The following is a 26,971-nucleotide window of genomic DNA, read 5'->3' on the forward strand; positions in this document are numbered from 1 at the left end:
GGAAGCCGTCAGTGTAACCAAATTACGCCGGCAGCGGCGGCCCTGCACCAGGCAAGGCCGCTGCTGCTGCATGCTTCAGTCCTTGATCACCGCCCGCACCTGCTCCAGCGCCGCCGGATCTTCGATGGTCGGCAGATCGCCCGGATCGCGCCCTTCGCAGATGGACTGGATGGCCCGCCGCAGCAACTTGCCCGAGCGCGTCTTGGGCAGTCCGCTGACGAAGAAGACCCGCGCCGGTCGTCCCACTGCGCCGATCTGCTTGTCCACCACGGCCATGATCTCGGCTTCCAGCGCCTTGCGCTGTTCGGGCGTGGCGATGGTATAGGCCTGCTTGGGGATGGCGAAGGCAAAGGCGACCTGGCCCTTGAGCTTGTCTTCGACACCCACCACGGCCACTTCGGACACATTGGGATGGCTGGAGATGCTTTCCTCGATCTCGCGCGTGCCCAGACGATGGCCTGCGACGTTGATGACATCATCGGTGCGGCCCAGGATGAAGTAGTAACCGTCCTTGTCCCGGATGCCCCAGTCGAAGGTGGAATACACTTCGCGCGGCAGGCTGCGCCAGTAGGTATTGACGAAGCGCTCATCGTCGCCGTACACGGTCTGCATGCAGCCCGGCGGCAAGGGGCCTTCGATGGCGACCACGCCCTTCTGGTCCGGCCCGCAGGGCTCGCCAGTGGCTTCGTCGAGGATGGCCAGTCGATACCCCGGCATGGGCACGCCAGGGCTGCCCAGGCGCGTGGGCTTGTCATCGATGCCCTTGGCAATGGAGATGATGGGCCAGCCCGATTCGGTCTGCCAGTAATTATCGATGACGGGCACCTTCAGCGCGCCCGAGATCCAACTGGAGGTGGTCTCGTCCAGCGGCTCGCCGGCCAGGTACAAGGCCTTCAGCGAGGAGGTGTCATACCGCTCCATGCACTCGGGCGGTTGCTTCTTGAGTACGCGGATGGCGGTCGGCGCGGAAAACATCCGGGTGACCTTGTACTTCTCGACGATGCTCCACCAGATGCCGGCATCGGGACGGATCGGCAAACCCTCATAGAGCACCGTGGCCATGCCAGCGATCAGCGGGCCATAGACGATGTAGGAGTGGCCCACCACCCAGCCGATGTCGGAGGTGCAGAAATAGGTCTCGCCGGGCTGGCCGCAGAAGATGTGCTGCATCGACGAAGCCAGCGCCACTGCGTAACCGCCGACATCACGTTGTACGCCCTTGGGCTTGCCGGTCGTGCCGGAGGTGTAGAGGATGTAACTGCTTGCGTTGGATTCCAGCCAGGTCACCGGCACCTGCTGGCCAAGATGCTGCGTACGCAGCGGCGCGTAATCGACATCGCGCTGCGCCGTGCGCGCCATCGGGGCCAGTCCGCGGTCCACCAGCAGCACGTGTTGCGGCCGGTGCTGCGCCATGGCGATGGCTTCATCCAGCAAACCCTTGTAGGGGATGACCTTGCCGCCGCGCGAGCCGGCATCGGCCGAGACGATCAGGCGCGGCTGTGCATCATCGATGCGCGAAGCCAGGCTGTTGGAGGCAAAGCCACCGAACACCACCGAATGCACCGCGCCGATGCGGGCGCAGGCCAGCATGGCAAAGACGGCCTCGGCGATCATGGGCATGTAGATCAGCACCCGGTCACCACGCTGCACGCCCAGCGCCTGCATGCTCGCGGCCATGGCCATGACTTCCTGCTGCAGCTCGGCATAGGTGTAGACGCGCTCGCTGTTGGTCTCGGTGGAAATGGCGATGAGCGCGGCCTGCTGGGCGCGCTCGGGCAGGTGGCGGTCCACTGCGTTGTGGCACAGATTGGTCTGGCCATCGATGAACCAGCGCGCAAAGGGTGGGCGCGAATAATCCAGCGTGCGCGAGAACGGTTGCTGCCAGTGGATGCGTTGCGCTTCCTGCGCCCAGAAGGCCTCGGGTTGCTCGACGGATTGCCGATAGAATTGCTCGTATTGCATGACGTCTCCTCATGTCTCTCGAATTGGAACCCTTGCGTCACCCGCCTGCGGACTGGCCTGCAAGGCGACTATCGCGGAACTCTCATGCCGGCGCTCCAGAGGGATTGCCATGCGCGGTCCTCATGCGATCATCAATATCAGTCTTGCCCCTGAAACTTACTGGCGGCTGAATCCGGCCTGCGTGCGAGCCGGTGCGGGGCCTGCGCTTGACTTGCATCAAGCCGGGCATGGACAGGAAAAAGGCGAAGGGAGAGCAGACGGCGAACGCCGTCCGGGAGAGGCATTACAACAGAATGCGCCGCCAGCCCAGGCCAACGGCGCAGTCCGCGTCAACGGGTCCTGCAGTCGTTGGCCAGCTGCTGGCCGATCTTGGCGTTGAGCAGCATGGACTTCGACGGGATCTGTATCCACACCAGTCCCTCGCCCTTGTTTTCCAGGCGCACCGCGCCGGTCGACGTGCTGACCGGATTCATCATGTAATTCTTGCCCTTCCACACCAGCGTGACACCGTCGGTGACGCGGCCATCCATGCGCAGCTCGACCTTGTTGCCCATTTCACAACTGAAGGCCCCCGTCTTCAACTGGGTGGCCCAGGTCGGCTGGGTCGCCGCCGGGGATTGCAGCAGCTGCGGCAAGACCGGCTTGGTCTCGGTCACCGGCACTTCCTCGCGGGAAGCACAGGAAGCCAGCAACACGGCGGCCGACGCGGCCAGGCACAGCGGGCGGAACGAGGAACGGAGGGAATGAAGGGAAGCAATCATCGGAAAGTCCATCAAGGTCGTGGAGTGAGAGAAGACGGGGGGCTGAAAATGATCCGCCCGCATCTTAACAAGTAATCACGGCCTGCTCGACACTCTGTAACGCTTGTTACAAATCCGCTGCATCGGCTCGGCGGCGACCCACCGGGCCGCCCCCCCTCTTGCTTCCTCCTGCCCCCTTCTTGTCCCCTCTTGTCCCTTCCCTCCGGTGTCCCGGCGTCTTACTTGCGCTTGCTGATCGGCACGAACTTCAGGTCTTCCGGCCCCACGTAATTGGCGGAGGGACGGATGATCTTGTTGTCGATGCGCTGCTCGATGATGTGCGCGGCCCAGCCCGAGGTGCGGGCGATGACGAACAGCGGCGTAAACATCGCCGTGGGCACACCCATCATGTGGTAGGACACGGCCGAGAACCAGTCCAGGTTGGGGAACATCTTCTTGATGTCCCACATGACAGTTTCCAGGCGTTCGGCGATATCGAACATCTTGGTCGAGCCGGCTTCCTTGGAGAGCTTGCGCGCCACTTCCTTGATGACCTTGTTGCGCGGGTCGGAGATGGTGTAGACCGGGTGACCGAAACCGATCACCACTTCCTTGTTCTCGACGCGGCGACGGATGTCGGCTTCGGCTTCGTCGGGGTTGTCATAGCGCTTCTGGATCTCGAAGGCGACTTCATTGGCGCCGCCATGCTTGGGGCCGCGCAGTGCGCCGATGGCGCCGGTGATGGCCGAGTACATGTCCGAACCGGTACCGGCGATGACGCGGCCGGTGAAGGTGGAGGCGTTGAATTCGTGTTCCGCGTACAGGATCAGCGAGGTATGCATGGCCTTTTCCCAGGCCTCGGACGGCTTTTCGCCGTGCAGCAGGTGCAGGAAGTGGGCGCCGATGGAGTCGTCATCGGTCTCGACTTCGATGCGGTTGCCGTTGTGGCTGTAGTGGTACCAGTACAGCAGCATGGAACCCAGCGAGGCCATCAGGCGGTCGGCGATATCACGCGCGCCGGGGGTGTTGTGGTCATCCTTCTCTGGCAGCACGCAGCCCAGCGCCGAGACGCCGGTGCGCATCACGTCCATCGGGTGGGACGCGGCCGGCAGCCATTCCAGCGCCGCCTTGACGTTGGCCGGCAAGCCGCGCAGCGACTTCAGCTTGGCCTTGTAGGCGCGCAGTTCAGCAGCGGTGGGCAGCTTGCCGTGCACCAGCAGGTGGGCGATTTCCTCAAACTCGCAGCTGTCGGCCACATCCAGGATGTCGTAGCCGCGATAGTGCAGGTCATTGCCGGTCTTGCCGACAGTACACAGGGCAGTGTTGCCGGCGGTGACGCCAGACAGGGCAACGGACTTCTTGGGCTTGAAACCTGCGGCTTGTTGTTCGCTCATCGTGTTCTCCTCGTATTCGGCATTAGGTGAAAACTAATTATCGGAAGGGGTGGTTTACTTTTTACTTGTTCTTCTGCTGAGCAAACAGCGCATCCAGACGCTGTTCGTAGCTGTGGTAATCGATGCGGTCGTACAGTTCCATGCGGGTCTGCATGGTATCGACCACGTTCTTCTGGGTGCCGTCACGGCGGATCGCCTGGTAGACGTTCTCCGCGGCCTTGTTCATGGCGCGGAAGGCCGACAGCGGATAGAGCACCAGGCCCACATCCGCGCCCTTCAACTCGTCCACCGTGAACAGCGGGGTCGAACCGAACTCGGTGATGTTGGCCAGGATCGGCACTTTCACGGCATTGGCGAACTGCTTGTACATGGCCAGGTCGGTGATGGCTTCCGGGAAGATCATGTCAGCGCCGGCTTCCACGCAGGCCACGGCGCGCTCGATGGCCGCATCCAGTCCTTCCACGGCCAGCGCATCGGTGCGCGCCATGATGACGAAGTTCTCATCGGTGCGGGCATCCACGGCAGCCTTGATGCGGTCCACCATTTCCTGCTTGCTGACGATTTCCTTGTTGGGCCGGTGACCGCAGCGCTTGGCGCCGACCTGGTCTTCGATGTGCATGGCCGCGGCGCCGAACTTGATCATGGACTTGACCGTGCGCGCCACGTTGAAGGCCGAGGCGCCAAATCCGGTATCCACATCCACCAGCAGCGGCAGGTCGCAGACGTCAGTGATGCGACGTACGTCGGTGAGCACGTCATCCAGGTTCGAGATACCCAGGTCGGGCAGGCCCAGCGAACCTGCCGCGACACCGCCGCCGGAAAGATAGATCGCGCGAAAGCCCGCGCGCTTGGCCAGCAATGCGTGGTTGGCGTTGATCGCGCCGATGACTTGCAAGGGAGATTCTTCCTGGACGGCCTTGCGGAATGCTGCGCCTGCGGAATGGAGAGCCATGTTGGACACCTTCTGGATGGGTTGCTGGAGACGGCTGGTCGATGTCGGCCAGTGCGGCCGCTTGCCGGTGCTGATTGCAACGGCCGTGCCAAGTCTTCATGGAGATCGCCGGAGCATGCTGGGCACGCAGCAACAACTCCATGAAAATCAAGGACTTGACGCGCCATTACGGCATCCATCCGGATGCAATCGCACCGACACACCTGCCCGGCAAGCGGTGTTTAGATGTTTCAATAGTGTTACATTAACGTTTCATTGAAACACCATGAACGCCACCCATTGAAACATCGAGGCCCCTCATGAAACGTCCCGCCCCTGTCGATCGTCATGCCGACAAACCCGTGATCTGGACGGTGTCGGTGTCACGGCTATCCGAGCTGTTCCGCGACATCACGCTGGAATTCGACGCCCTGGCCGACATCGAGCCCATCCATCTGGGCTTTGACGACGCCGTGCGCGAGATCCGCGAACGCCTGGCGACCGAGCGCTGCGATGTGGTCATCTCGGCCGGCTCCAATGGCGCCTACCTCAAGAGCCGCCTGCCGGTGCCGGTGATCGTGGCGCGCGCCAGCGGCTTTGACGTGATGCAGGCGCTGGCGCGGGCTCGCCAGCTCACCCGCCGCATTGCGCTGGTGACCTATCAGGAAGCCATGCCGGCGCTGGCCGAGTTCGGCCAGCGCTTTGGCCTGGAGATCGTCCAGCGCACCTATGCCACCGAAGAAGACGCGCGCGCCGTCGTCAACGAATTGAAGGCCGCCGGCATCGAAGCCGTCGCCGGCGCAGGGCTCATCACCGACCTGGCCGAGGAGGCGGGCATGCGCGGCATCTTCCTGTATTCCGCCGCCACGGTGCGGCAAGCCTTCGAGGATGCGCTGGAACTGGCGCGACTGACGCAACTGGAAAGCACGCGCAGCCCCATCCTGCCGGTGGCCGACAGCCTGCGCGCGCGGCATCACCTCAAGGACCTGCGCGGCGACTCGGCGGAGATGGAAACGGTGCGCCAATCCATTACCCTGTTTGCGCGCTCGCCGGCCAATGTGCTGATCCAGGGCGAGACCGGCACCGGCAAGGAATTGGCGGCACAAGCCATCCACCGCGCTCATCCGCTGATGCAGGGCAAGACCCAGGCGGCGCATCCCTTCGTGGCCATCAATTGCGGCGCACTGGCCGAATCCCTGCTGGAATCCGAACTCTTCGGATATGAGGAAGGCGCCTTTACCGGTTCGCGCCGGGGCGGGCGTGCCGGCGTGTTCGAGGCAGCGCATCGTGGCACCCTGTTGCTCGATGAAATCGGCGAGATGCCCCTGCCCTTGCAGACGCGCCTGCTGCGCGTGCTGGAAGAGCGCGAGGTAGTACGCGTAGGCGGCACCCGGCCCATCCCGGTCCAGGTGCGCATCATCAGCGCCACCCACTGCGATCTCCAAGCGCGGGTGCGTGAAGGGCGTTTCCGCGCCGACCTGTATTACCGTCTCAGCGTGCTGTGCCTGCAACTGCCCCCGCTGCGTGAGCGCCGCGACGACATTGCGGCGCTGGCCGAATGGCATCTCAAGCACGCACTGGCCGCGCTGGATGTGCGCCCGCATGCCAACCTGGGCGCTGAGATCGTACGCTGCGCGCCGCTGTTGTGCCGCTATGACTGGCCGGGCAATGTGCGCGAGCTGCGCAATCTGATGGAAAGGCTGGCGCTGTTCCTGGCCGCCGAACCCTTGCAGGCCCTCACGCCGGCGCTGATCCAGCGCGTCGCGCCCGAGCTGGGGCAGGCGCCGCCCTCCCCGGCGGCACCCGATGAGGCTCAAGAAAACATCACGCCCGACAACGCAAGCATCGCCGCCGCACTGCGCCGGTTTCGGGGCAATCGTGCTGCGGCAGCCAGGTATCTGGGCATGAGTCGGACCACCTTGTGGCGCAAGCTAAAGGAAAGCGGCACCACCTGACTAAAAATCCGTAAACTATTTACATCCATCTTCGACATCGATCGCGCCCCCACCGTTTGTCCTGAGTAGCGGCAAAGCCGCGTATCGAAGGCGCCCCGTCCAGCACGCTTGAGAGCGCCTTCGATACGGCCCAAAGGGCCTACTCAGGTCGAACGGATAGTCGTTGGTTTGAGAACAGCCTCCGTTTTTTTCTTGCAGGCGTCCTGCGCTCTGATAATCCCCCGCATTGCGCCTTGACAGCGCCAGCACCCGCCGCCTATCCTCGCCCGCTACAGCGGCTACGGCCGCTGCCAGGAGCGTACAAGCAATGAACAGCCAGAGGCCGCCGCAAGCCCGTCCGGGTGAACGTGGCGAGCCGCTCCTCCATCCACATCGCAATCCATCAGGGAGTCCCCATGAGCAGCAACACTGCGGCGCCAGGCGCCGATATCACGCATCCGCAGGCGCGGCGTGCGATCATCTCCTCGTCCATCGGCAATGCGCTCGAATGGTTCGACATCCTGATCTACGGCGCCTTCGCCGTCGTGATCGCCAAGCAGTTCTTCCCCACCGGCGACGACAGCGTTTCGCTGCTGCTGACCTTCGCCACCTTTGGCGTGTCCTTCTTCATGCGCCCGCTGGGGGCGGTGGTGCTGGGCGCCTACTCCGACCGCGCGGGACGCAAGGCGGCGCTGATGCTGTCGATCATGCTCATGACCGTGGGCACGGCCATGATCGCCTTCATGCCCAGCTACGCCAGCATCGGCCTGCTGGCCCCGGCGGGTATCGCACTGGGCAAGATGATCCAGGGCTTCTCGGCTGGCGGCGAATTCGGCAGCTCCACCGCCTTCCTGGTGGAACATGCGCCGCACCGTCGCGGCTTCTTCTCCAGCTGGCAGGTGGCCAGCCAGGGTATCAGCCTGTTGCTGGCCGCGCTCTTCGGCGCAGTGCTCAACAATATGCTCACGCCGGAACAACTGGCTTCCTGGGGCTGGCGCGTGCCGTTCATCTTCGGTCTGCTGATCGCTCCGGCGGGCATCTATATCCGTCGCCACCTGGATGAAGCACCGGAATTCAAGGAATCCAGCGAGAAGACCAACGCGCCCCTGCGCGACACCTTCGCCCACCAGAAGATGCGCCTGCTGATCGGCGCGGGCAGCGTGATCATGGCGACCGTCTCGGTGTACCTGTCGCTGTACATCCCGACCTATGCCGTCAAGCAGCTGGGCCTGCCGGCCTGGTCGTCGTTTGCCGCGATGTCGGTGGCCGGCCTGATCATGTTCATCGGCTCGCCCCTGGTCGGTGCGCTCTCCGACAAGATCGGCCGCACCCCCTTCATGATCACCAGCAGCGCCCTCTACATCGTGCTGACCTATCCGATGTTCGTGTTCCTGACCAACTCCCCTGGCTTCCTGCAACTGCTGTTGCTGCAGACCGTCATCGGCGTGCTCATGACCATGTACTTCGCGGCCATGCCGGCGCTGCTGGCCGACATCTTCCCGGTGGCCACCCGCGGCACCGGCATGTCGCTGGCCTACAACATCGCCGTGACCATCTTCGGCGGCTTCGCCGGCCTGATCATCACCTGGCTGATCGACTTCACCGGCGACAAGCTGTCGGTGAGCTACTTCGTCATCTTCGGTGCTGTACTGAGCCTGATCGCGTCGCTGTCGGCGCGTCTGGTGCTGCGTCTGCGCTGATTTTTCCGGCCCGCCGTCGCTCAGGCGGCGGGTCGCCATGCGCTTGCTTTTCTTCCCGCTATTCCCTTCCCCTTATTCCCTTCTGGCCGTGTTCAAGCTCACTTGACCAGCGGTGCCGCCATCGACTTGCCTGCGCCGTTACCAATGGGCAACAAAAATCATATTGTGTTTGGGTAATGTCGCTATTAGAGTGCAATGCGCATCTCTAGCCCGGTATGCCATGAAGACGTCGCCCGACGACATCGCCGAAACGCCCAATATCCCATCCACAGAGATGACTGCTTCGCCGATGCGATGCCAGGAGCTTGCTGCTGGCCGAGGTGCGCTGCCGCAAGGCCATCCATGCCGGACCTCCGTCATCCACTGCGCAGGCCGCCTCCAATGCGCTCTGCCCTTTCCCCTCAGGTCAAATCGTGAACATCAGAAATACCAAAGTCGCCACTCAGCTCATGCTGGGCTTTTCCATCCTGATCCTCTTCATGGCTGCGCTGGGAGGAACGTCCCTCTACATCATGGGCAAGATCAACGCCCAGCTGGTCGACGTCCAGGGCAACTGGATGCCCAGCGTGACTACCGCGCAAACCATGCTGGCCGAGATGCGGGCGGTCAACCTGGCCCAGTACCGCGCCCTGACCGCCGACAATGCGCAGCGCATGCAAGACGCCCGCACCCGCATCACCGCTGCCCTGGGACGCTACACCAAGGCCAGCGAGCAGTACCGCCACCTCATCAGCTCGCCGGCCGAACAGAGCGCCTACGATGAACTGCAGGCCTTGCTGGCCCGCTATATCCAGATCGGCGACCAGTTGCCGCAAAGCGTGGAGCAAGGCAAGGAAGAAGAAGCCGCCAACACCATGAAGGACACGCTCTATCCGGTGCGTACCGCCATGGAAGCCAAGATCCAGCAGATCATCAAGATCAACCAGGAAGGCGCGGCGCAGGCGGTCGAACACGGCCAGGCCAGCTATGCGCAAAGCCACCTCACCATCATCGCCTTCACCCTGGCCGCGGCACTGGCGGGACTGGGCATTGCGCTGCTGATCAGCCGCCGCCTCACGCGCCAGCTCGGAGGTGAACCGGGCGAGGCGATGTGGCTGTCGGGCCAGATCGCCGCCGGCAACCTGGCGGCGCGGCTGGAACTCAAGAGCAATGACAACGGCAGCCTGATGCGCTCGCTGATGATCATGCGCGACCAGCTCAGCGGCCTGGTGGGCCAGATCCAGCATGCCAGCACGTCCATCCACGTGGCTGCCCAGGAGATCGCGCAGGGCAACATCGGTCTCTCGCAGCGCACCGAAGAACAGGCCGCCTCGCTGGAAGAAACCGCCTCCAGCATGGAAGAACTGACCAGCACTGTGCAACAGAATGCCGGTAACGCCAAGCAGGCCAGCAGCATGGCCAGCGCCGGTGCAGAAGTGGCGCGCCGGGGCGAGGCCGAGATCGCCGACGTGGTGGCGACGATGCGCGAGATGAGCGTGAGCTCGCACCAGATGTCGGACATCATCAGCGTCATCGAAGGCATTTCCTTCCAGACCAATATCCTGGCCCTCAACGCTGCCGTGGAAGCGGCCCGCGCCGGCGAGAACGGACGCGGCTTCGCCGTGGTCGCCTCGGAAGTGCGCGCGCTGGCCCAGCGCAGCTCGGCCGCGGCCAAGGAAATCAAGGACCTGATCGAAGACTCGGTGGGGCGCATCCGCAACGGCTCCCAACTGGTCGAAGCGGCCGGCGCGACGATTGCCGAGATCATGCAGTCCAGCGTGCGCACCACCGACCTGATGAAGGAAATTGCCGCGGCTTCCGAGGAACAGAGCGCCGGCATCGGCCAGGTCAATACGGCCATCGTGCAGATGGACCAGGTCACGCAGCAAAACGCGGCGCTGGTGGAAGAAGCGGCGGCAGCCGCGCAGTCCATGATGCAACAGGCGCAAGCGCTCACAGCGGCGGTGTCGGTCTTCAAGCTGGATGATCAGGCCTTGCGTACCCTGCCCGGCATGCCCGCCGCGCCCCAGCTGGGCCGTTCACTGGCCACGCCGGCGCTGTCTTGACGGCCGCCGCAATAGCGGCGCCGAGGCAATGAACAATGAACAATGAACAATGCAAATGGCCTGGATCGCAAGATCCAGGCCATTTGTTTTTCCAGCCACGCGCGGCCTGGAACCCGCCCTGCCCTGTGAGGCTCAGTCGTCTTCCGCGCCGCCGATGCCCAGCTCCTGGATCTTGCGGGTGATGGTATTACGTCCGATGCCCAGGCGCACGGCGGCATCGTTCTTGCGGCCATGGGTATGCTTCAGGGCGACCTTGATCAGCGCAGCCTCGAACTGGCGACCGAGGATGTCCATCACCTCGGGCTGTTCAGAGGCCAGCATCTGCGCGGCTTCGGTTTCCAGCAGCGTGATCCAGCTGGCGCCGGCAGCGCCATCGGCCGACGCGGACGCCACGCCCGGCGCAGGCTCGGTATAGGCCGTCGGAAGGGCTGCCGCCGATGCCGGAGCAGCCACGGTCTGGGCCGGTTGCGGCGCATGCACGCGCTCTTCCACCAGGTCTTGCGGCAGGTCCTTGATTTCCACGGTCTGGCCAGGGGCCATCACGGTGATCCAGTTGCACAGGTTCTCCAGCTGGCGCACGTTGCCGGGGAATTCCAGCTGCGACAGGAACTGCATGGCCTGCGGCGAGAGCCGCTTGGCTTCCACGCCGAGCTGGCGCGCGCTCTGCGCCAGGAAGTAGCGGGCCAGGATGGGAATGTCCTCGCTGCGCTCGCGCAGGCTGGGCAGGCGCAGGCGGATCACGTTGAGGCGGTGGTACAAGTCTTCGCGGAACAGACCTTCACGCACCCGTTGTTCCAGGTTCTGGTGGGTGGCGGCAATGACGCGCACATTGGCCTTCAGGGATTGATGGCCGCCGACGCGATAGAAGTGGCCGTCGGAGAGGACGCGCAACAGGCGCGTCTGCAGGTCCAGCGGCATGTCGCCGATTTCATCGAGGAACAAGGTGCCGCCCTCGGCCTGCTCGAAGCGGCCACGGCGCATGGCTTGCGCGCCGGTGAAGGCGCCGCGCTCGTGACCGAACAGTTCGGATTCCAGCAAGTCCTTGGGAATGGCCGCCGTGTTGAGCGCCACGAAGGGCTGGCTGGCGCGCGGGCTGTGCTTGTGCAGGGCGCGCGCCACCAGTTCCTTGCCGGAGCCGGACTCGCCGGTGATGAGCACGGTCACGTTCGACTGCGACAGGCGACCAATGGCGCGGAACACATCCTGCATGGCCGGGGCCTGGCCGAGAATCTCGGGGGTCTGTGCAGCGCCCTGCTCGATGTCGGTCTCGCGCAGGCTTTCGTCGAGGGCGCGGCGGATCAGCTCGACCGCCTTGTCGACGTCGAAGGGCTTGGCCAGGTATTCGAAAGCACCGCCCTGGAAGGCCGAGACGGCCGAGTCCAGGTCCGAGAATGCGGTGATGATGATCACCGGGATGCCCGGATGCTTGGCCTTGACGGTCTGCAGCAACTCCAGCCCGGAAGCGCCGGGCATGCGGATGTCGGAAACCAGTACTTGCGGCGTCCCGTTTTGCAGGGCGGCGATGGCATCGCGTGCGCTGGAAAAACTTTGTGTGGCGAGATTTTCCCGGGCCAGTGCTTTTTCGAGCACCCAGCGTATCGATTCGTCGTCGTCAACAATCCAGATTGGTTTCATAAATCACGTCTTCCTGCGTTGGTCTTGCTGTTGATGCTCCCGCGAGCCAGGCCGCTTCTGGCGCCCTGCCCGCAGCCCCCTTGGATGACGGGATGTCTTCCGTCATGTCGGCTTTGGCGCGCCGCCTGCGGCCATGCTCACGGCAGCGGTATAAGTATTCTGAAATCGGTACAACCTGGCCGGCTGTCGCATTCGATCACGCCCATGTGCTGATGGACGAATGTCTGCGCCAGGGTCAGCCCCAGTCCGCTGCCACCTTCCCGACCCGACACCAGTGGATAGAAGATTCTGTCCTGGATGTCGGGGGGGATGCCCGGACCGTTATCGATGATATGCAAGTCTAGTGCCAGCCGGTATCGGACCTTGGATAGCGTCACTTGACGGCTCACGCGAGTACGCAGGATGAGCTCGCCATCGCCGGCGCGGATGCGGTCGGCCAGCGCCTGGGCGGCGTTGTGCACGATGTTGAGCACGGCCTGGATGAGCTGCTCCTTGTCGCCGCGAAATTCCGGGATGGACAGGTCATAGTCGCGCTTGATGGTCAGCCCCTGGGGGAACTCGGCCATGACCAGGCTGCGCACGCGTTCACAGACTTCGTGGATGTTGACGTCGCCGACGATGTGCGGATGCCGGTGCGGCGCCAGCAGGCGATCGACCAGGGTCTGCAGGCGATCGGCTTCCTTGATGATGACCTGGGTATATTCGCGCAATTCCTTGAGGTGCCGCTCGGGCAGCTCCAGCTCCAGCAGCTGCGCTGCGCCGCGGATGCCGCCCAGCGGATTCTTGATCTCGTGGGCCAGGTTGCGGATCAGTTCCTTGTTGGCCTGGCTCTGGTCGAAGATGCGCTCTTCGCGGTCCAGCTTCAATTGCTGGACGTTTTCGCGCAGCTCCAGCAGCACCGGCATGTCGGGGTTGTCCAGCGGCGTGACGATGGTGTGGACCTGCAGCGGTTCGCGGTTGGCGCGTTCCAGCACCAGGTCCAGGCGCTTGTCGGCGAACTGGTGTTCGATGGCCTGGTAGAACAGGGCCGAGAGCTCCTTGCCGTTCAGGAAGAGCTCCGAGAGCTTCTGCTGCGAGAGCACCTTGAAGGAGCTTTCCAGCAGGTTCTCGGCGGCGGCATTGGCATAGACGATGCCGCCCTCGGCGTCGAGGATGATCACCGCCGAGGCCAGCAGGTCGAGACCTTCGAGGGAGGGGAACGGAGTCTTCATGGCGGTAGTCGGGGAGCCTGGATTCATGTCGTGGAGCAGAGTCGTTCGTGCGGGAACACTAGCAAGTTTCGGGCGCGCTCCCATGAGGATGCAAGGAATGCACACAACTCAGGGGACTTGCCGGCGCGCATAAAAAAAGGGGAAGCAAGCTTCCCCTTTTTGTCCGGATGCGGATTCGATTACAGCGAGTAGTACATGTCGAATTCGATCGGGTGCGTGGTCATGCGGAAGCGCTGGACTTCCTGCATCTTCAGATCGATGTAGGCATCGATCATGCTGTCGGTGAACACGCCGCCACGGGTCAGGAACTCGCGGTCCTTGTCCAGGTGTTCCAGCGCTTCGTCCAGCGAGGAGCACACGGTCGGGATCAGCTTGTCTTCTTCCGGCGGCAGGTGGTACAGGTCCTTGGTCGCAGCTTCGCCCGGGTGGATCTTGTTCTGCACGCCATCCAGACCGGCCATCAGCAGGGCCGAGAAGCACAGGTAGGGGTTGGCCAGGGGATCCGGGAAACGGGTCTCGATACGACGGCCCTTGGGGTTGGCCACGTGCGGGATACGGATCGAGGCCGAACGGTTGCGGGCCGAGTAGGCCAGCTTGACCGGGGCTTCGAAGCCGGGGACCAGACGCTTGTAGGAGTTGGTGCCGGGGTTGGTGATGGCGTTCAGAGCCTTGGCGTGCTTGATGATGCCGCCGATGTAGTACAGCGCGAACTCGGACAGGCCAGCATAGCCGTCGCCAGCGAACAGGTTCTTGCCATCCTTCCAGACGGACTGGTGAACGTGCATGCCGGAGCCGTTGTCGCCAACCAGGGGCTTGGGCATGAAGGTCGCGGTCTTGCCATAGGTGTGGGCGACGTTCCAGATCACGTACTTCATGGTCTGGGTCCAGTCAGCGCGCTCGACCAGGGTCGAGAACTTGGTGCCCAGTTCGTTCTGGCCAGCGCCAGCCACTTCGTGGTGGTGCACTTCGACGGGGATGCCCAGGGATTCAATGATCAGGGACATTTCCGAACGCATGTCCTGGAAGCTGTCGACCGGGGGAACCGGGAAGTAGCCGCCCTTGACGGTCGGACGGTGGCCGGAGTTGCCGCCTTCGATCTTGGCGCCGGTGCTCCAGGAAGCTTCTTCGGAGTCGATCTTGACGAAGGAACCGGACATGTCGGCGCCCCAACGCACACCGTCGAAGATGAAGAATTCGGGTTCCGGACCGAAGTAGGCGGTGTCGCCCAGGCCGGAGGACTTCAGGTAGGCTTCAGCGCGCTTGGCGATGGAGCGCGGATCGCGGTCATAGCCCTTGCCGTCGGACGGCTCGATCACGTCACATTGCATGAAGAGGGTGGTCTCTTCCATGAACGGGTCGATGTTGGCGGTGTTCGGGTCCGGGATCAGCAGCATGTCGGAGGCTTCGATACCCTTCCAGCCGGCGATCGACGAACCGTCGAAGGCATGACCGGATTCGAACTTGTCGATGTCGAAATGCGAAACAGGCACGGAAACGTGCTGTTCCTTGCCACGGGTGTCAGCGAAACGGAAGTCGACAAACTTGACTTCGTTGTCCTTCACCATCTTCAAAACCTCTGCGGCCGTCCTTGCCATGCGAATCTCCTAAAACGAGGAAGTAGTATAAATTGGGGTGTTGAGCCGTTTTCTGCGACTGGATCTTTGCATTTGATACAACGGTCTTGCGCCGAACTCAGTGGCGGATGATAGCAGATTCCATGCCACCAACCTTTAGGGTGCGCACAGGATGAGATATTTTAGGGAGGACGCGGCCTGCGGGCCGATCCCTGCGGTGCAGAGGCCGCCAGGGGATGCATTATTTTAGTGCGTTTTTATCTAAATGCACCATTAAAATGCACTAATGGAAGAAACAAGCTGAATTGCCCTGTTTTGGTGCCTGCGCTTTTCTGGGGCAGCGCTTGCTGCCGCAGCAGGTACGCACCAAAGCGGCCACATCATGCAACCGAAGCAACCGAAGCAAGCGAGGCCGGGGACGTGCGCCGGTTTGGATTTAGAATCTGAGCTCCCGGTGCGATTGCCTGTCGCGATATCCTGGGGGGCTTGCCCCGGCGCAACACGGCGATCCACGATCAACGATACCTGACACTTATACCTGACACTTGATAGCGAACCCAGCATGAGCACTCAAGATATCCTCTCCGCCGCCACCCAACGCGCCGTCGATGCACAGCTTCCCTATCGCGGCGCAGTCACGCCGGCCGAAGCACTGGCCCTGCTCGAAGGCGACAGCCGCATCAAGCTGGTCGATGTACGCACCCGCGCCGAGCGCGACTGGGTCGGCGTGGTCCAGATCGCGCCGGCGCAGCATCTAGCGGTGCAATGGAATCTCTACCCCGAGGGCAAGCCCAATCCGCAATTCCTGGAACAGCTGCGGGAAGTCACCAACCCTGACGATGTGCTGCTGTTCCTGTGCCGTTCCGGCGTGCGTTCCAAGCATGCGGCCAAGCTGGCGACCGAGCATGGCTATACCCACTGCTTCGACATCCTCGAAGGCTTCGAGGGCAACAAGGACGCCGCGGGCCACCGCAAGACCGTCGAGGGCTGGTGCAAGGCGGGCCTGCCGTGGGTGGGGGCCTGAGCGCCGGGCTGTGCGTCGGCCGGGATCGCTCCTAGCCCGGCGCCGCGCTTGCGGCCAATACCTTCTCCAGTGAACTCAACAAGAGGGAGATGGCGTCCTGGGTGTCGTAGTCGTCCTGCATGGCCTCTTCCAGGCACTCCAGCAGGGCCACGATCTCGCTGCGCTGCATGGTCAGCGCCGCGCCCTTCATGCGGTGCGCCAGCTTGCCCATGGTGGCCTGGTCGCCGGCCCGGTGGGCCTGTTGCAGGGCGGCCAGGTCGTGCTGCGAGGTGCTCAGGAACAAGCGCGCCAGGTCGCGTGCATATTCCTCGCGCGGGGGCAGCGCGGCGCCCTCGTCGCCACATTCATGATCGCACCAGAGCGAGAGCATCTTGCGCAGGTCGGCGGTCTGCACGGGCTTGTCGAGCATGCCATCCATGCCGCCGTCCAGGCATAGCCGTACGTGCGCCGCATCAGCCTCGGCGGAAATGCCGATCAAGGGCGTGTAGGGACGCTGCGGGTCCTCTTGCTCCAGGGCGCGCACCTGACGCGCCACCTCGTGGCCGGGCAGGTCCGGCAGAAAGCAATCCAGCAGCACCAGCCCCTGCGGCTGGGCGCGGATCGCCGCCAGCGCGGCGGCGCCGTCGGCCGCCACCTGGACCTGGCAGCCCAGCGATTGCAAACGGTTCTGCATCGCATAACGGATCGTCGCCGAATCATCGACGAGCAAGACCCTAGGCTCACTGCGGTTCATCTTCTGTCTCCTTGCTGGTCTTACAGGTCCTTGATCTGGTATTCGATCTTGAACAGCTCGTTGTCGCTGCGCACGCCCAGCTTGCGGAAGGCCGATTGCTTCTGGCCGCTGATGGTCTTGACGCTGCGGGCGAACTTGTCGGCGATGGCGGTGACGGAGAGGCCATCCAGGCAGCAGCGCAGCACTTCGCGCTCGCGTGGCGAGAGGCTGGGCATTTCCGAGAGCGAATCGCTGGAAGGCGGGCTGTTGCGCTTGCGGCGCGGGGGCCGCACCTGCGGCGGGCCCCCCTCGGGGGCCGGGGTGGGGCTGTCGCTGGCCAGCATGGCGGTCAGTTCGCGCGCCATGGCGGCATTGAGGTATTCACGTCCGACCGAGACAGTGCGGATGGCTTGCACCAGCTCGCCCAGCTCCTGCGACTTGCCCACGAAGCCGCGTGCCCCGGCCTTCATCGCCAGGGCCACGGTGGCCGGGTTGTTGTGGGCCGAGGTGACCAGGATCTTGCTGCGGGGGAAGCGTACGCGCAGGGCGCGGATCAGGTTCAGGCCATCGATGTCATTGCTGCCCAGCGAATAATCGATGAGCAACAGGTCGGCCGGCGAGGCGCGCAGCGCCGTCATCAATTCCTTGCTGGTGGCGAAGCTGCCGACCACTTCCAGGTCCGGCTCCTCGGCCAGGCGGGCGGCCAGGCCGTAACGGACCACCGCGTGGTCGTCGAGCAAGGCAATGCGCATCCTCGATGCCAGTGTCCATATCGTGCTGCTCATGCTGCTGTCCCGTCCCCGTTTTCTGTCGTGCTGCCTCGACGCCGGCCTCATGCCTGGCGATGCAACGCAGGCGTTATTGTCCTGTAGCATGCGCTTTTCCCGCATAGGAATCGTCTCAAAAAACCGAGGGGAAAGCGGCCTATATCCTCGGACCTGCATTCTGCCCTCCCACCTGGCAAGAGACTCCCAGATCATCACGGCTTCTCCTTTGCCCCCGCATGTATGAACTGGCAACACGCCCACGGCGGAGGGGAAGAAGATGTTTGCTTCACTTACCCTGCCCGTCATGACAACCAAAATGCCGGAGCCGGCGTTAAGCCGCCAGAACGCCGGCTGCGCCGCATTACACTTTCTTACAGCCGGGCTCACGGCCTTTGTCCATACTGGCCTCAACAAATGTCGAAAACTGCGAGGCTCATTGATGCGCCCGTTACGCCAACATCCGTCCGCCGCCCCTATGGCGCGCGCTCGTTGCCTGCTCACGCTGGCCCTGCTGGGACTGCTGGCGGGCCAATTGCCCGCAGCGCATGCCGCCGCCCCCACGCCGGCAGCCGCGCCGCTGTCGGAACAGGAGCGTGCGCTGCACGTCTTGAACCGCCTGGCCTATGGCCCGCGTCCGGGTGACCTGGAAGAAGTCGAGCGCATGGGCGTCAAGCGCTACATCGACCAGCAATTGCATCCAGAGCGCATCCCCCTGCCGGCGCAACTGCAGGCGTCGCTGGCAGCCCTGCCCGGCTTGCAGATGACGCCGGCGCAATTGTTCGTGGACTATGGACCGCCCTCCTTCGACAAGGAGGGCAGCAAGGAAGAAAAGCAGGCCGCCCGCCAGCGCGCCCCCCGCGAGCTGACGCCGCAGTTCCATATGGCGCGGCTGCTGCAGGCCACCGAGAGTCCGCGCCAGCTGGAAGAAGTGATGACCGAATTCTGGGCCAATCACTTCAATGTCTTCGAGGGCAAGGAATGGGTGCGCTATTGGGTAGGCGATTATGAAAAGAACGCCATCCGCCCCTATGCGCTGGGCAACTTCCGCGACCTGCTGGGCGCGGTGGCGCATCATCCGGCCATGCTCTACTACCTCGACAACTGGCTTTCCAGCGGCGCGGGCACCCGTGGAGCACGCGGGCGCTTCAAGGGACTCAACGAGAACTACGCCCGTGAGCTGATGGAACTGCATACCCTGGGCGTGGACGGTGGCTACCAGCAGGCCGACGTGATCACGCTGGCGCGCATCCTCTCGGGCTGGACCATTGACGTCAATGCGATGAAAGCCGGCGCGGCCCCGTTCTCCTTCGCTGCGCAGCGCCATGACCCTAGCCCCAAGGTCTTCCTCGGCAAGCCACTGGCGGCCACAGGCTACCAGGAGGGTGAAGCCGCACTCGACATCCTGGCCAACCACCCTGCGACGGCGCGCTTCATCTCGACCCAGCTGGTGCAGTATTTCGTGTCGGACCAGCCCGATCCGGCGCTGGTGCAGAAGCTGTCACAGACCTTCCTCTCCACGCATGGCGATCTGCGCGCGGTGCTCAAGACCCTGTTCGACAGCCCGCAGTTCTGGGCGCGCAGCAATTACCAGACGCAATTCAAGACGCCCTACCAGTTCGTGGTGTCGGCCTTGCGCGCCAGCGACATCCCGGTGCGCAACGCCAAGCCGGTCAATGGTGCGCTGGCGCAGTTCGGCATGCCGCTGTATGGCTGGCTCACGCCGGAAGGCTACAAGTATTCGCAGGCGGCCTGGCTCAACCCGGACGCGCTGCTGCGGCGGATCAACTTTGCCGGCAACCTGGTCAATGGCAAGTCGCCGATTGCCCGGCCCGAGGGCGAAGCACCTCCTTCCAACGCCGATGCGCGGCCCGTCGATGCGCAGCAGTTGCTGCGCACCCTGGGGCCGGCGGTCGCGCCGCAGACTGCGGCCAAGATCCTGGCCGCCCCAGAGAACGTGCAGGCTGGCCTGATCCTGGGCAGCCCCGATTTCATGAAACGCTGATCCCTGTCCAAGGACTTCCATGAACCGTCGCGATTTCATCCGCTACCTGGGCGCCGCCACCGGTGGCGCCATCCTGGTGCCGGTCGGCCTGTCCGGCTGCGCGGTCGCCCCCACCGGCGACAAGAGCATCAGCCGCGCCACTCCGGCGCGGTTGGCCTATGGCTCGCCGGCGCCCAGGGCGCACGCCAACGGCGATGGTGCGCCACGCATGATCGTGGTGTTCCTGCGCGGCGCGGTCGATGGCTTGAATGTGGTGGTGCCGCATGGCGACCCGGAGTATTACCGCGCCCGCCCCAGCATCGCCGTGGCGCGTCCCGGCGAACCCAATGGCGCACTCGACCTGACTGGCTACTTCGGCCTGCACCCTGCCCTCTCGCCGCTACTGCCATACTGGGAAAGCGGCCAGCTGGCCTTCGTGCATGCCTCTGGCTCCCCCGATGGCTCGCGCTCGCACTTCGAGGCGCAGGACTACATGGAGACCGGCACACCCGGACAGCACACCACCCGCGACGGCTGGCTCAATCGCCTCATGGGCTACCTGCCGCCGTCGGAATCGCCCCTGCAGGCGCTCAATGTGGGCGACGCCACGCCGCGCATCCTCAGCGGCCACAACGTCGTGGCCAACCTGCAGACCGGGCGGGCCGCCACGCGCCCCGGCCTGATCGACCAGCCGCGCATGATGCAGGCCTACGGCCCGCTCTATGAGGGCGACGACGCCATCGCCAAGGCCTACCGCGACGGCATCGCCGCGCGCCGCGAACTGATGGCCGAGATCAACAGCCAGGAACAGCAGATGGCCAACAACGGCGCGCCGCTGCCCAATGGGCTGTCGATGGATACGGCGCGGCTGGGCCGCTTGATGCGCCACGATCCGCGCATCCGCCTGGCCTTCCTGGCGGTGGGGGGCTGGGACACCCATATCAACCAGGGCAATGGGACTGGCCAACTGGCTGGACGGCTCTCCCCGCTGGGCGCAGGGCTGGCCACGCTGGCCCATGAGCTGGGGCCGGCCTTCAATGACACGGTGATCGTGGTGATGTCCGAATTCGGCCGCACCTTCCGCGAGAACGGCAATGGTGGCACCGATCATGGTCACGGCAATGCGATGTGGCTGATGGGAGGCAATCTGCGCGGCGGCAAGATCTATGGACAGTGGCCGGGCTTGAACCAGGCGGCCCTGAACGAGGGGCGCGATCTGGCCATCACCACCGATTTCCGCGCGGTGCTGTGTGCGCTGTCGGAGCGGCATATGCGCATTCCGGATCGGGCATTGGAGAAAATTTTTCCGCAATATGCAGCGGGTTCTAAAGGTGTGCCTGCGCTCTTTGTCTAAGATGGCGCAGGAATTATCGGGATGAATTTCCAACCCAAGTTTTGGATATTTTCGCCATCCCTAGTTCTCGACACTCTTTGCCGGGCCGGTAAACGAACTAACCTTTGCGTTGTATTCCAATATCAAGTCTTGCCTACCAGACATGTCGATGACCTCGCCATGAGCAACCGCCCCAAATAATTCAGTGGTAACCAACATGAAAACTATGTCTTGCTCTGAATAGTTAGCCTCAACCTTGCCACTGTTATGCCGTCGCGATACCTGGTGAAAACCCGTATGAGTAAATCCACTCATAGTTTTCAGGCGTGGGTCTTTAATGACGACAATACTTCCGAACGCCCTAGTTTTGGTTCGATGTCAGCGACGAGCTGCTTAAAGCTTCGGTCAATATCCCCAGTTTTGAATTTTCTGATTTGTTGATCAGTTGCGCATCGACGTAACCAGATTCCGCGTATCAGGGATTCCACCAGTACTTTAAGTAACGCGAAGGCAGATCCATATAGTTCAGATGAGCATAAAAGTGCTATTGCTGCTTGATGCTCAATAGCTACATCAAAACATCCAAGAGCGATCAATGATCGTTCGTCTACTGGCAGATCTAAGCCCGTCGACAAGCTATCGAGCCACATCATCTGCCTCATTAAATGCTCGAATTGTGCGACGGCGGTGCTCATTAGATTTTCTTGGTTCGAAGCTATTCCCACGTTTCTTTTCGCCTGACTTTCACAGGCTCGTCAGCAGGGTATCCCTGGAAGGGAGGTGGGCCTCCCAAGACGCGATGAAGCGCCCTTTGATGCGTTTTGCGTATGCGATTACCTCTTTAAATACCTTCTTCACCATAAGCAAATCCTCCTTTCTGCTGTTGGATAGCACTGCAATGAACTCTGCAACAACGAAGCCCACAAGGAAACCAAGTGGGCCAAAGATCATATGAACACAGCCAGCCATCATCAGTCTCAGGAGGCCACCTCTGAGAGACACCCTTTGAGGATGTTTCGGCTCGAATAGTCTAGCGCAAAGAACCAGCAGGCGTGATTTGCGCTTGATCGGGTTAATCCACCATCTCATGCTCTGAATCCAAAGACCGGTCAAGCCTGTTCCATAAACCAATGGACACAAGCAATGGTCTGTCTAGAAAATTCGAAGAGCCTGACGCCCGCTTTCTCCTGTTCAATCCCAACCACAACCGTCGGCGAGATAAAGATCATAGGGCGGCGACTTTATGGTGTAGCCGAAGGCCGTTTATTTGAAGTTGCTGTAGCCGCTCAGCCCCAACCTTGGAGAGATATGCAGACCAGAACCGTTAAGTTCTTTGGCCTAGCTCTTTTAGTTTCTCTTGCGCTAGGCTTGATCATTCATTTCACAAGACCCCACTACGGTCGCTGCGACTTTTACAATCGGCCGGACACGTTGGACGGTGGTGTAAAACTCTTGAACGGAACGTCATATCGATTCCAGATGTGTGGTACTGGCGGAAATGATCAGGACGGAACGGACGACAAAATCGAGCTGAAGGTGTTCAACGATCAAGGTACGCTGCTCGCCAGGAGGTATTTTTCAGTCAACTGGTATGCTGGCAAAGGCTTTCATCAGCCCTTGACCTACGAAAACGACTCCGTTCGGTATATCGACGTGACTGAAAACTCAGAATACGAAAAGCGCTTGAGTATCCCGCCAACAAAGTGGGATTGGATCCGAGCCAGATTGCCGTTGTTTTGACCGGGGGGTTGGTCACGATCGGCAATCTGGCTGATGTCATTCAGCCTCGGCAATCCAGGCTGCCTGGATCGCTTCCAGGATGCGCTCACCGGAACGGTTGGGATCATCGTCAAATCCATCCAGCTCCATCACCCAGCGATGCAGGTCGGTGAAGCGGATGGTCTTGGGATCGGTCTCGGGAAACTTGTCGTAGAGTTCCTCGGCGATCTGCTGGGTATCAGTCCATTTCATGTCGGTCTCCACGGCGCTGTGTGCGCCGGACGTACGCCTCAGTGGATCAGTGCGTCAGTGATTTTCCGAGGCGTGGTTGATGGTGTACTTGGGGATTTCGACGGTCAGGTCGTCTTCACCCAGCACCACCTGGCAGGACAGGCGCGAGGTGGCTTCCAGGCCCCAGGCCATGTCCAGCAGGTCTTCTTCCTTGTCGGTCGGATCGTCGAGCGTCTCGAAGCCTTCGCGGATGACGACGTGGCAGGTGGTACAGGCGCAGGATTTCTCGCAGGCGTGTTCGATGTCGATGTCGCTGTCCAGCAGCGCATCGCACAAGGTCTTGCCGGCGGGGGCGTCGATCACCGAGCCTTCGGGGCAAAGGACCGGATGGGGGAGGATGACGATCTGGGGCATGGTGGCTCTCGGGTCTTGTCTACAGTGTTCAGGTCAGGAAGCCGCTCAAGCGACTTCATCCAGTTTCTTGCCGGCCAGGGCGGCGTGGACGCTGCGGTCCATGCGGCGGGCGGCGAATTCCTCAGTACCATGCGCCAGCGCATCCACCGCGGCCTTGATGGCGAGGTGGTCGGTACCTTGGGCAGCGGCGCTTACCGCCTCCACCTGCGCTTCAATGGCCTGGCGCTCGGCTTCGGACAGCAGCGCGGCGTCCGCCTGCAGCGCCGAGCGGGTGGCCAGGACGATGCGTTCGGCTTCGACCTGTTCTTCACGCAGGGCGCGGCGTTGCATGTCTTCGTCCGCCGAGCTGAAGGACTCTTGCAGCATGCGGGCGATTTCGTCGTCGCCCAGGCCATACGAGGGCTTGACGGTGATGGAGGCTTCCACGCCCGAGGTCATCTCGCGCGCCGACACGGCCAGCAAGCCATCGGCATCGACCTGGTAGGTCACGCGGATACGCGCCGCGCCAGCGGCCATCGGCGGAATGCCGCGCAGCTCGAAACGGGCCAGCGAGCGGCAGTCGGCCACCAGCTCGCGCTCGCCCTGCACCACGTGGATGGCCATGGCGGTCTGGCCATCCTTGAAGGTGGTGAATTCCTGGGCGCGCGCGCAGGGGATGGTGGAATTGCGCGGGATGACCTTCTCGGCCAGCCCGCCCATGGTCTCGATGCCCAGCGACAGCGGGATCACGTCCAGCAGCAGCCAGTCGTCGCCCGGCGCACGGTTGCCGGCCAACAGGTTGGCCTGCACGGCCGCGCCCAGCGCGACGACCTTGTCGGGGTCGATGTTGGACAGCGGATTGGTCTTGAAGAACTCGCCCACGGCGCGGCGGATATGCGGCATGCGGGTGGCGCCGCCGACCAGCACCACGCCATCCACGTCTTCCACCGTCAAGCCGGCGTCGCGCAGGGCCTTGCGTACCGGGGCCATGGTCTTGGCCACCAGGTGCTGGGTGATCTCGTTGAATTGCGCAGCGGTGATCGACAGGTGGACTTCCTCGCCGGATCTGAGCACGGCATCGATCTGCACTTCGTCCTTGGTGGAGAGCAGTTCCTTGACCTCGCGGGCCTTGACCATCAAGAGGCGCGTATCTTCATCCGACAGCGGTTGCAGTTGCGCTTCGTGGCTGATCCAGCAGAACAGGCGATGGTCGAAGTCGTCGCCGCCCAGGGCCGAATCGCCGCCGGTGGCCAGCACTTCGAAGACGCCGCGCGTGAGCTTGAGGATGGAGATATCGAAGGTGCCGCCGCCCAGGTCGTAGACGGCGAAGACGCCTTCCGAAGAGTTGTCCAGGCCATAGGCGATGGCTGCCGCCGTCGGTTCGTTCAGCAGACGCAGCACATTCAGGCCTGCCAGTTGAGCGGCATCCTTGGTGGCCTGGCGCTGGGCATCGTCGAAGTAGGCCGGAACCGTGATGACGGCGCCGACCAGGTCGTCGCCCAGCGCGTCTTCGGCAGTCTGGCGCAGCGTGGCCAGGATCTGGGCCGACACTTCCACCGGGCTCTTCACGCCGGCCACGGTCTTGATCTGCACCATGCCGGGCTGGTCCTGGAAGTCGTAGGGCATGTTCTCGGCGTGGGCAATGTCCTTGAGGCCGCGGCCCATGAAGCGCTTGACCGAGACGATGGTGTTGCGCGGATCGGTGGTCTGGGCCGCCTGGGCCTTGTAGCCGATGTTGGCATGGCCATTGGGCAGGTAGCGCACCACCGAAGGCAGCAGCACGCGGCCGTCGTCATCGGCCAGCACTTCGGGAATGCTGTTGCGCACGGTGGCCACCAGCGAATTGGTGGTACCCAGGTCGATACCGACAGCCAGACGACGCTGGTGCGGCGCGGTGGACATGCCCGGTTCGGAAATCTGCAGTAAAGCCATAGGAATTGGACTCGTCGTGGAGCAGTGTTGAGCGACGTGACTCGCTGTTATTCAGGTAAGGCCATCCGGATGCCCAGGCCGATGAAGGCACAGCCTGCCAGGCGGTTCAGATGGACGGAAGCACTGGCGCGGCGGCGGAAATACGCGCCGACCGCGCCGGAAAAAAGTGCGATGGCGCTGAAGATGGCAAAGGCCTGCACAATGAACACCAGCGCCAGCACCAGCATCTGCAAGGCTTCATGACCCGCTTCCCGCTGCACGAACTGCGGCAGGAAGGCGATGAAGAACAGCGTCACCTTGGGATTGAGCATGTTGGCCAGCACGCTCTGCCAGTAGATACGGCGCAGCGGTACTGCGGCCGCGCCCTGCCCGTCTGCGGCCAGCGCCAGGCCTGCCGAGGCCGAGCGCAAGGTGCGCACGCCCAGGTAGGCCAGGTAGGCCGCGCCCGCATATTGCAGGGCGTGGTAGGCCGGCGGATAGGCCTTGATCAGGGCGGCAAAGCCCAGCACCGCCAGCAGCGTATGGAACACCAGTCCCGAGCAAAAACCGGCGGCGGCCACCAGGCCGGCCTTGCGGCCCTGGGCAATGCCGCGCGTGAGGACGTAGAGGTTGTCCGGGCCGGGGGCCAGGGTCAGCGTCATCGCGGCCAGCAGGAACAGGATCAGGTCAGGCATGGGCGGCTCCCGAGCTCAGCCTTCGATCAGGGCGAAGGCATCGCCGATCTCGGCGCCGAACTTGTCGAGGAACATCAGCTGGCGCACCAGCTTGCCGGCCGCGGCGTAGTCGCCGGTATCGAGCAGCGCTTCGATGCGGCCGATCTCGGCCTTCTTCTCGGCCAGCAGTTCGGCGTTGAGCTGTTCCAGGGCGTCGATGTCCTTGGCCGCCTTGGCGTCATCGAGGGTCTCGCGCCATTCCATCTGCTGCATCAGGAAGGCCGGGGCCATGGCGGTGTTGGATTCGGTCTGCAGGTCCACGCCGTGCAGTTCGCACAGGTAACGCGCGCGCTTCAAGGGATGCTTCAGCGTCTGGTAGGCCTCGTTGGCGCGCGTGGCCCATTGCATGGCCACGCGTTTTTCGGCATCGCTGGCGTGGGCGAACTTGTCCGGATGGGCCTGGCTCTGCACGCGATGGAAAGCCTGCTCCAGCGCCTTCAGGTCGATGGCGAAACGTTGCGGCAACTGGAACAGGTCGTAGTGGTTTTGCATGGCTGAAAAATAAAAAGCCTGTCGGACTGCAACAGGCTTGGCACATCAGGGACGGCGCGGTGACCGGGCGGCCCCGCATGGAGCGATCACGAGGCTGTCACAAGGCTATCACGAGCCGGCTAAGCACTGGCCGCCTGCACCGCAAAGCCGGCGCGACGGCATCGACAAGGATCAGGAAGACGACTCAGATGCGGAAGCTTTCGCCGCAGCCGCACTCGTCCTTGACGTTGGGGTTCTGGAACTTGAAGCCTTCATTCAAACCCTCGCGGGCAAAATCCAGCTCGGTGCCATCGATGTAGGGCAAGCTCTTGGGATCGACGAAGACGCGCACGCCATGCGACTCGAAGACGGTGTCTTCGGACGATTGTTCATCCACATACTCCAGCTTGTAGGCCAGGCCGGAACAACCGGTGGTGCGCACGCCCAGGCGCAGGCCGATGCCCTTGCCCCGGCGCTCCATGTAGCGGCTGATGTGTTTTGCTGCCTTCTCTGTCAACGTGATTGCCATGATGCTTGCCTTACGAAATCGAAAACCGCGAGTGCTGCTG

At 62.9% G+C, this 26,971-nt stretch carries 23 protein-coding genes and 1 other RNA gene; 7 read left to right on the forward strand and 17 right to left on the reverse strand.

Annotation, left to right across the window (positions count from 1 at the left end; all coding sequences use genetic code 11):
• Positions 1-75 precede the first annotated feature (75 nt).
• The 4 genes from ACP92_RS15615 to prpB all read right to left on the reverse strand — a co-directional run bounded on the left by ACP92_RS15615 (position 76) and on the right by prpB (position 5,048).
• Entirely contained in the window at positions 76-1,962 is a 1,887-nt protein-coding gene (locus ACP92_RS15615) for a propionate--CoA ligase (protein ID WP_013235067.1), read from the reverse strand.
• Positions 1,963-2,291: 329 nt separating this feature from the next.
• Positions 2,292-2,723, reverse strand: a complete 432-nt coding sequence (locus ACP92_RS15620) for a hypothetical protein (protein ID WP_013235068.1) — start codon at positions 2,721-2,723, stop codon at positions 2,292-2,294.
• Positions 2,724-2,941: 218 nt separating this feature from the next.
• The gene (gene prpC, locus ACP92_RS15625) at positions 2,942-4,096 is read right to left on the reverse strand and encodes a bifunctional 2-methylcitrate synthase/citrate synthase (RefSeq protein ID WP_013235069.1); all 1,155 of its coding nucleotides are present in this window, start codon (positions 4,094-4,096) and stop codon (positions 2,942-2,944) included.
• Positions 4,097-4,157: 61 nt separating this feature from the next.
• On the reverse strand, positions 4,158-5,048 hold the full coding sequence (gene prpB, locus ACP92_RS15630) for a methylisocitrate lyase (RefSeq protein WP_013235070.1): 891 nt from the start codon (positions 5,046-5,048) through the stop codon (positions 4,158-4,160).
• Positions 5,049-5,347: 299 nt separating this feature from the next.
• Here prpB and prpR point away from each other — a divergent pair, with 299 nt between their 5' ends.
• The 3 genes from prpR to ACP92_RS15645 all read left to right on the forward strand — a co-directional run bounded on the left by prpR (position 5,348) and on the right by ACP92_RS15645 (position 10,706).
• A complete protein-coding gene (prpR, locus tag ACP92_RS15635; protein WP_013235071.1) occupies positions 5,348-6,982 on the forward strand; it encodes a propionate catabolism operon regulatory protein PrpR in 1,635 nt (544 codons plus the stop codon).
• A 395-nt stretch (positions 6,983-7,377) separates the two neighbouring features.
• Entirely contained in the window at positions 7,378-8,661 is a 1,284-nt protein-coding gene (locus ACP92_RS15640; protein WP_013235073.1) for an MFS transporter, read from the forward strand.
• Between the two features lie 413 nt (positions 8,662-9,074).
• Positions 9,075-10,706 (forward strand): methyl-accepting chemotaxis protein, encoded by a 1,632-nt coding sequence (locus ACP92_RS15645; RefSeq protein ID WP_048348726.1) that lies wholly within the window; start codon positions 9,075-9,077, stop codon positions 10,704-10,706.
• Positions 10,707-10,838: 132 nt separating this feature from the next.
• Here ACP92_RS15645 and ntrC read toward each other — a convergent pair whose 3' ends face one another.
• The 3 genes from ntrC to glnA form a co-directional block, all read right to left on the reverse strand.
• On the reverse strand, positions 10,839-12,341 hold the full coding sequence (gene ntrC, locus ACP92_RS15650; protein ID WP_013235075.1) for a nitrogen regulation protein NR(I): 1,503 nt from the start codon (positions 12,339-12,341) through the stop codon (positions 10,839-10,841).
• A gap of 137 nt (positions 12,342-12,478) precedes the next feature.
• Positions 12,479-13,552: a nitrogen regulation protein NR(II) gene (gene glnL, locus ACP92_RS15655; RefSeq protein ID WP_041310972.1), complete on the reverse strand. Its 1,074-nt coding sequence runs from the start codon at positions 13,550-13,552 to the stop codon at positions 12,479-12,481.
• Positions 13,553-13,731: 179 nt separating this feature from the next.
• Positions 13,732-15,147 (reverse strand): type I glutamate--ammonia ligase, encoded by a 1,416-nt coding sequence (gene glnA, locus ACP92_RS15660; protein WP_013235077.1) that lies wholly within the window; start codon positions 15,145-15,147, stop codon positions 13,732-13,734.
• A gap of 541 nt (positions 15,148-15,688) precedes the next feature.
• Here glnA and ACP92_RS15665 point away from each other — a divergent pair.
• Positions 15,689-16,150 (forward strand): rhodanese-like domain-containing protein, encoded by a 462-nt coding sequence (locus ACP92_RS15665; RefSeq protein WP_013235079.1) that lies wholly within the window; start codon positions 15,689-15,691, stop codon positions 16,148-16,150.
• Between the two features lie 31 nt (positions 16,151-16,181).
• Here ACP92_RS15665 and ACP92_RS15670 read toward each other — a convergent pair whose 3' ends face one another.
• Complete coding sequence (locus ACP92_RS15670; protein ID WP_013235080.1) at positions 16,182-16,883, reverse strand: Hpt domain-containing response regulator; 702 nt, start codon at positions 16,881-16,883, stop codon at positions 16,182-16,184.
• A gap of 20 nt (positions 16,884-16,903) precedes the next feature.
• Entirely contained in the window at positions 16,904-17,647 is a 744-nt protein-coding gene (locus ACP92_RS15675; RefSeq protein WP_269147537.1) for a response regulator transcription factor, read from the reverse strand.
• 457 nt (positions 17,648-18,104) lie between these two features.
• Between ACP92_RS15675 and ACP92_RS15680 the strand changes: the two genes are divergently transcribed.
• Together ACP92_RS15680 and ACP92_RS15685 are read left to right on the forward strand one after the other, a co-directional pair.
• The gene (locus ACP92_RS15680; RefSeq protein ID WP_231944335.1) at positions 18,105-19,631 is read left to right on the forward strand and encodes a DUF1800 domain-containing protein; all 1,527 of its coding nucleotides are present in this window, start codon (positions 18,105-18,107) and stop codon (positions 19,629-19,631) included.
• Positions 19,632-19,650: 19 nt separating this feature from the next.
• A complete protein-coding gene (locus ACP92_RS15685; protein WP_013235083.1) occupies positions 19,651-20,964 on the forward strand; it encodes a DUF1501 domain-containing protein in 1,314 nt (437 codons plus the stop codon).
• Between the two features lie 299 nt (positions 20,965-21,263).
• Here ACP92_RS15685 and ACP92_RS24630 read toward each other — a convergent pair whose 3' ends face one another.
• A complete protein-coding gene (locus ACP92_RS24630; protein WP_013235084.1) occupies positions 21,264-21,638 on the reverse strand; it encodes a DUF6988 family protein in 375 nt (124 codons plus the stop codon).
• A gap of 261 nt (positions 21,639-21,899) precedes the next feature.
• An RNA gene (locus ACP92_RS24325) (hammerhead ribozyme type II) lies at positions 21,900-21,965 on the reverse strand.
• 121 nt (positions 21,966-22,086) lie between these two features.
• Here ACP92_RS24325 and ACP92_RS25085 point away from each other — a divergent pair.
• Positions 22,087-22,683, forward strand: a complete 597-nt coding sequence (locus ACP92_RS25085; RefSeq protein ID WP_013235086.1) for a hypothetical protein — start codon at positions 22,087-22,089, stop codon at positions 22,681-22,683.
• Between the two features lie 36 nt (positions 22,684-22,719).
• On the opposite strand, the gene iscX is transcribed toward ACP92_RS25085, so the two are convergent.
• The 6 genes from iscX to iscA form a co-directional block, all read right to left on the reverse strand.
• A complete protein-coding gene (iscX, locus tag ACP92_RS15705; RefSeq protein ID WP_013235087.1) occupies positions 22,720-22,914 on the reverse strand; it encodes a Fe-S cluster assembly protein IscX in 195 nt (64 codons plus the stop codon).
• Between the two features lie 54 nt (positions 22,915-22,968).
• Entirely contained in the window at positions 22,969-23,307 is a 339-nt protein-coding gene (gene fdx / locus ACP92_RS15710; protein WP_013235088.1) for an ISC system 2Fe-2S type ferredoxin, read from the reverse strand.
• Between the two features lie 45 nt (positions 23,308-23,352).
• Positions 23,353-25,218, reverse strand: a complete 1,866-nt coding sequence (gene hscA, locus ACP92_RS15715) for a Fe-S protein assembly chaperone HscA (protein WP_013235089.1) — start codon at positions 25,216-25,218, stop codon at positions 23,353-23,355.
• A gap of 47 nt (positions 25,219-25,265) precedes the next feature.
• Positions 25,266-25,892: a LysE family translocator gene (locus ACP92_RS15720; RefSeq protein WP_013235090.1), complete on the reverse strand. Its 627-nt coding sequence runs from the start codon at positions 25,890-25,892 to the stop codon at positions 25,266-25,268.
• Between the two features lie 15 nt (positions 25,893-25,907).
• Entirely contained in the window at positions 25,908-26,423 is a 516-nt protein-coding gene (hscB, locus tag ACP92_RS15725) for a Fe-S protein assembly co-chaperone HscB (protein WP_013235091.1), read from the reverse strand.
• A 184-nt stretch (positions 26,424-26,607) separates the two neighbouring features.
• Complete coding sequence (iscA, locus tag ACP92_RS15730) at positions 26,608-26,931, reverse strand: iron-sulfur cluster assembly protein IscA (RefSeq protein WP_006712826.1); 324 nt, start codon at positions 26,929-26,931, stop codon at positions 26,608-26,610.
• Between the last annotated feature and the right edge of the window lie 40 nt (positions 26,932-26,971).

The organism is Herbaspirillum seropedicae, from assembly GCF_001040945.1.
Taxonomy (GTDB): Bacteria; Pseudomonadota; Gammaproteobacteria; order Burkholderiales; family Burkholderiaceae_D; genus Herbaspirillum; species Herbaspirillum seropedicae.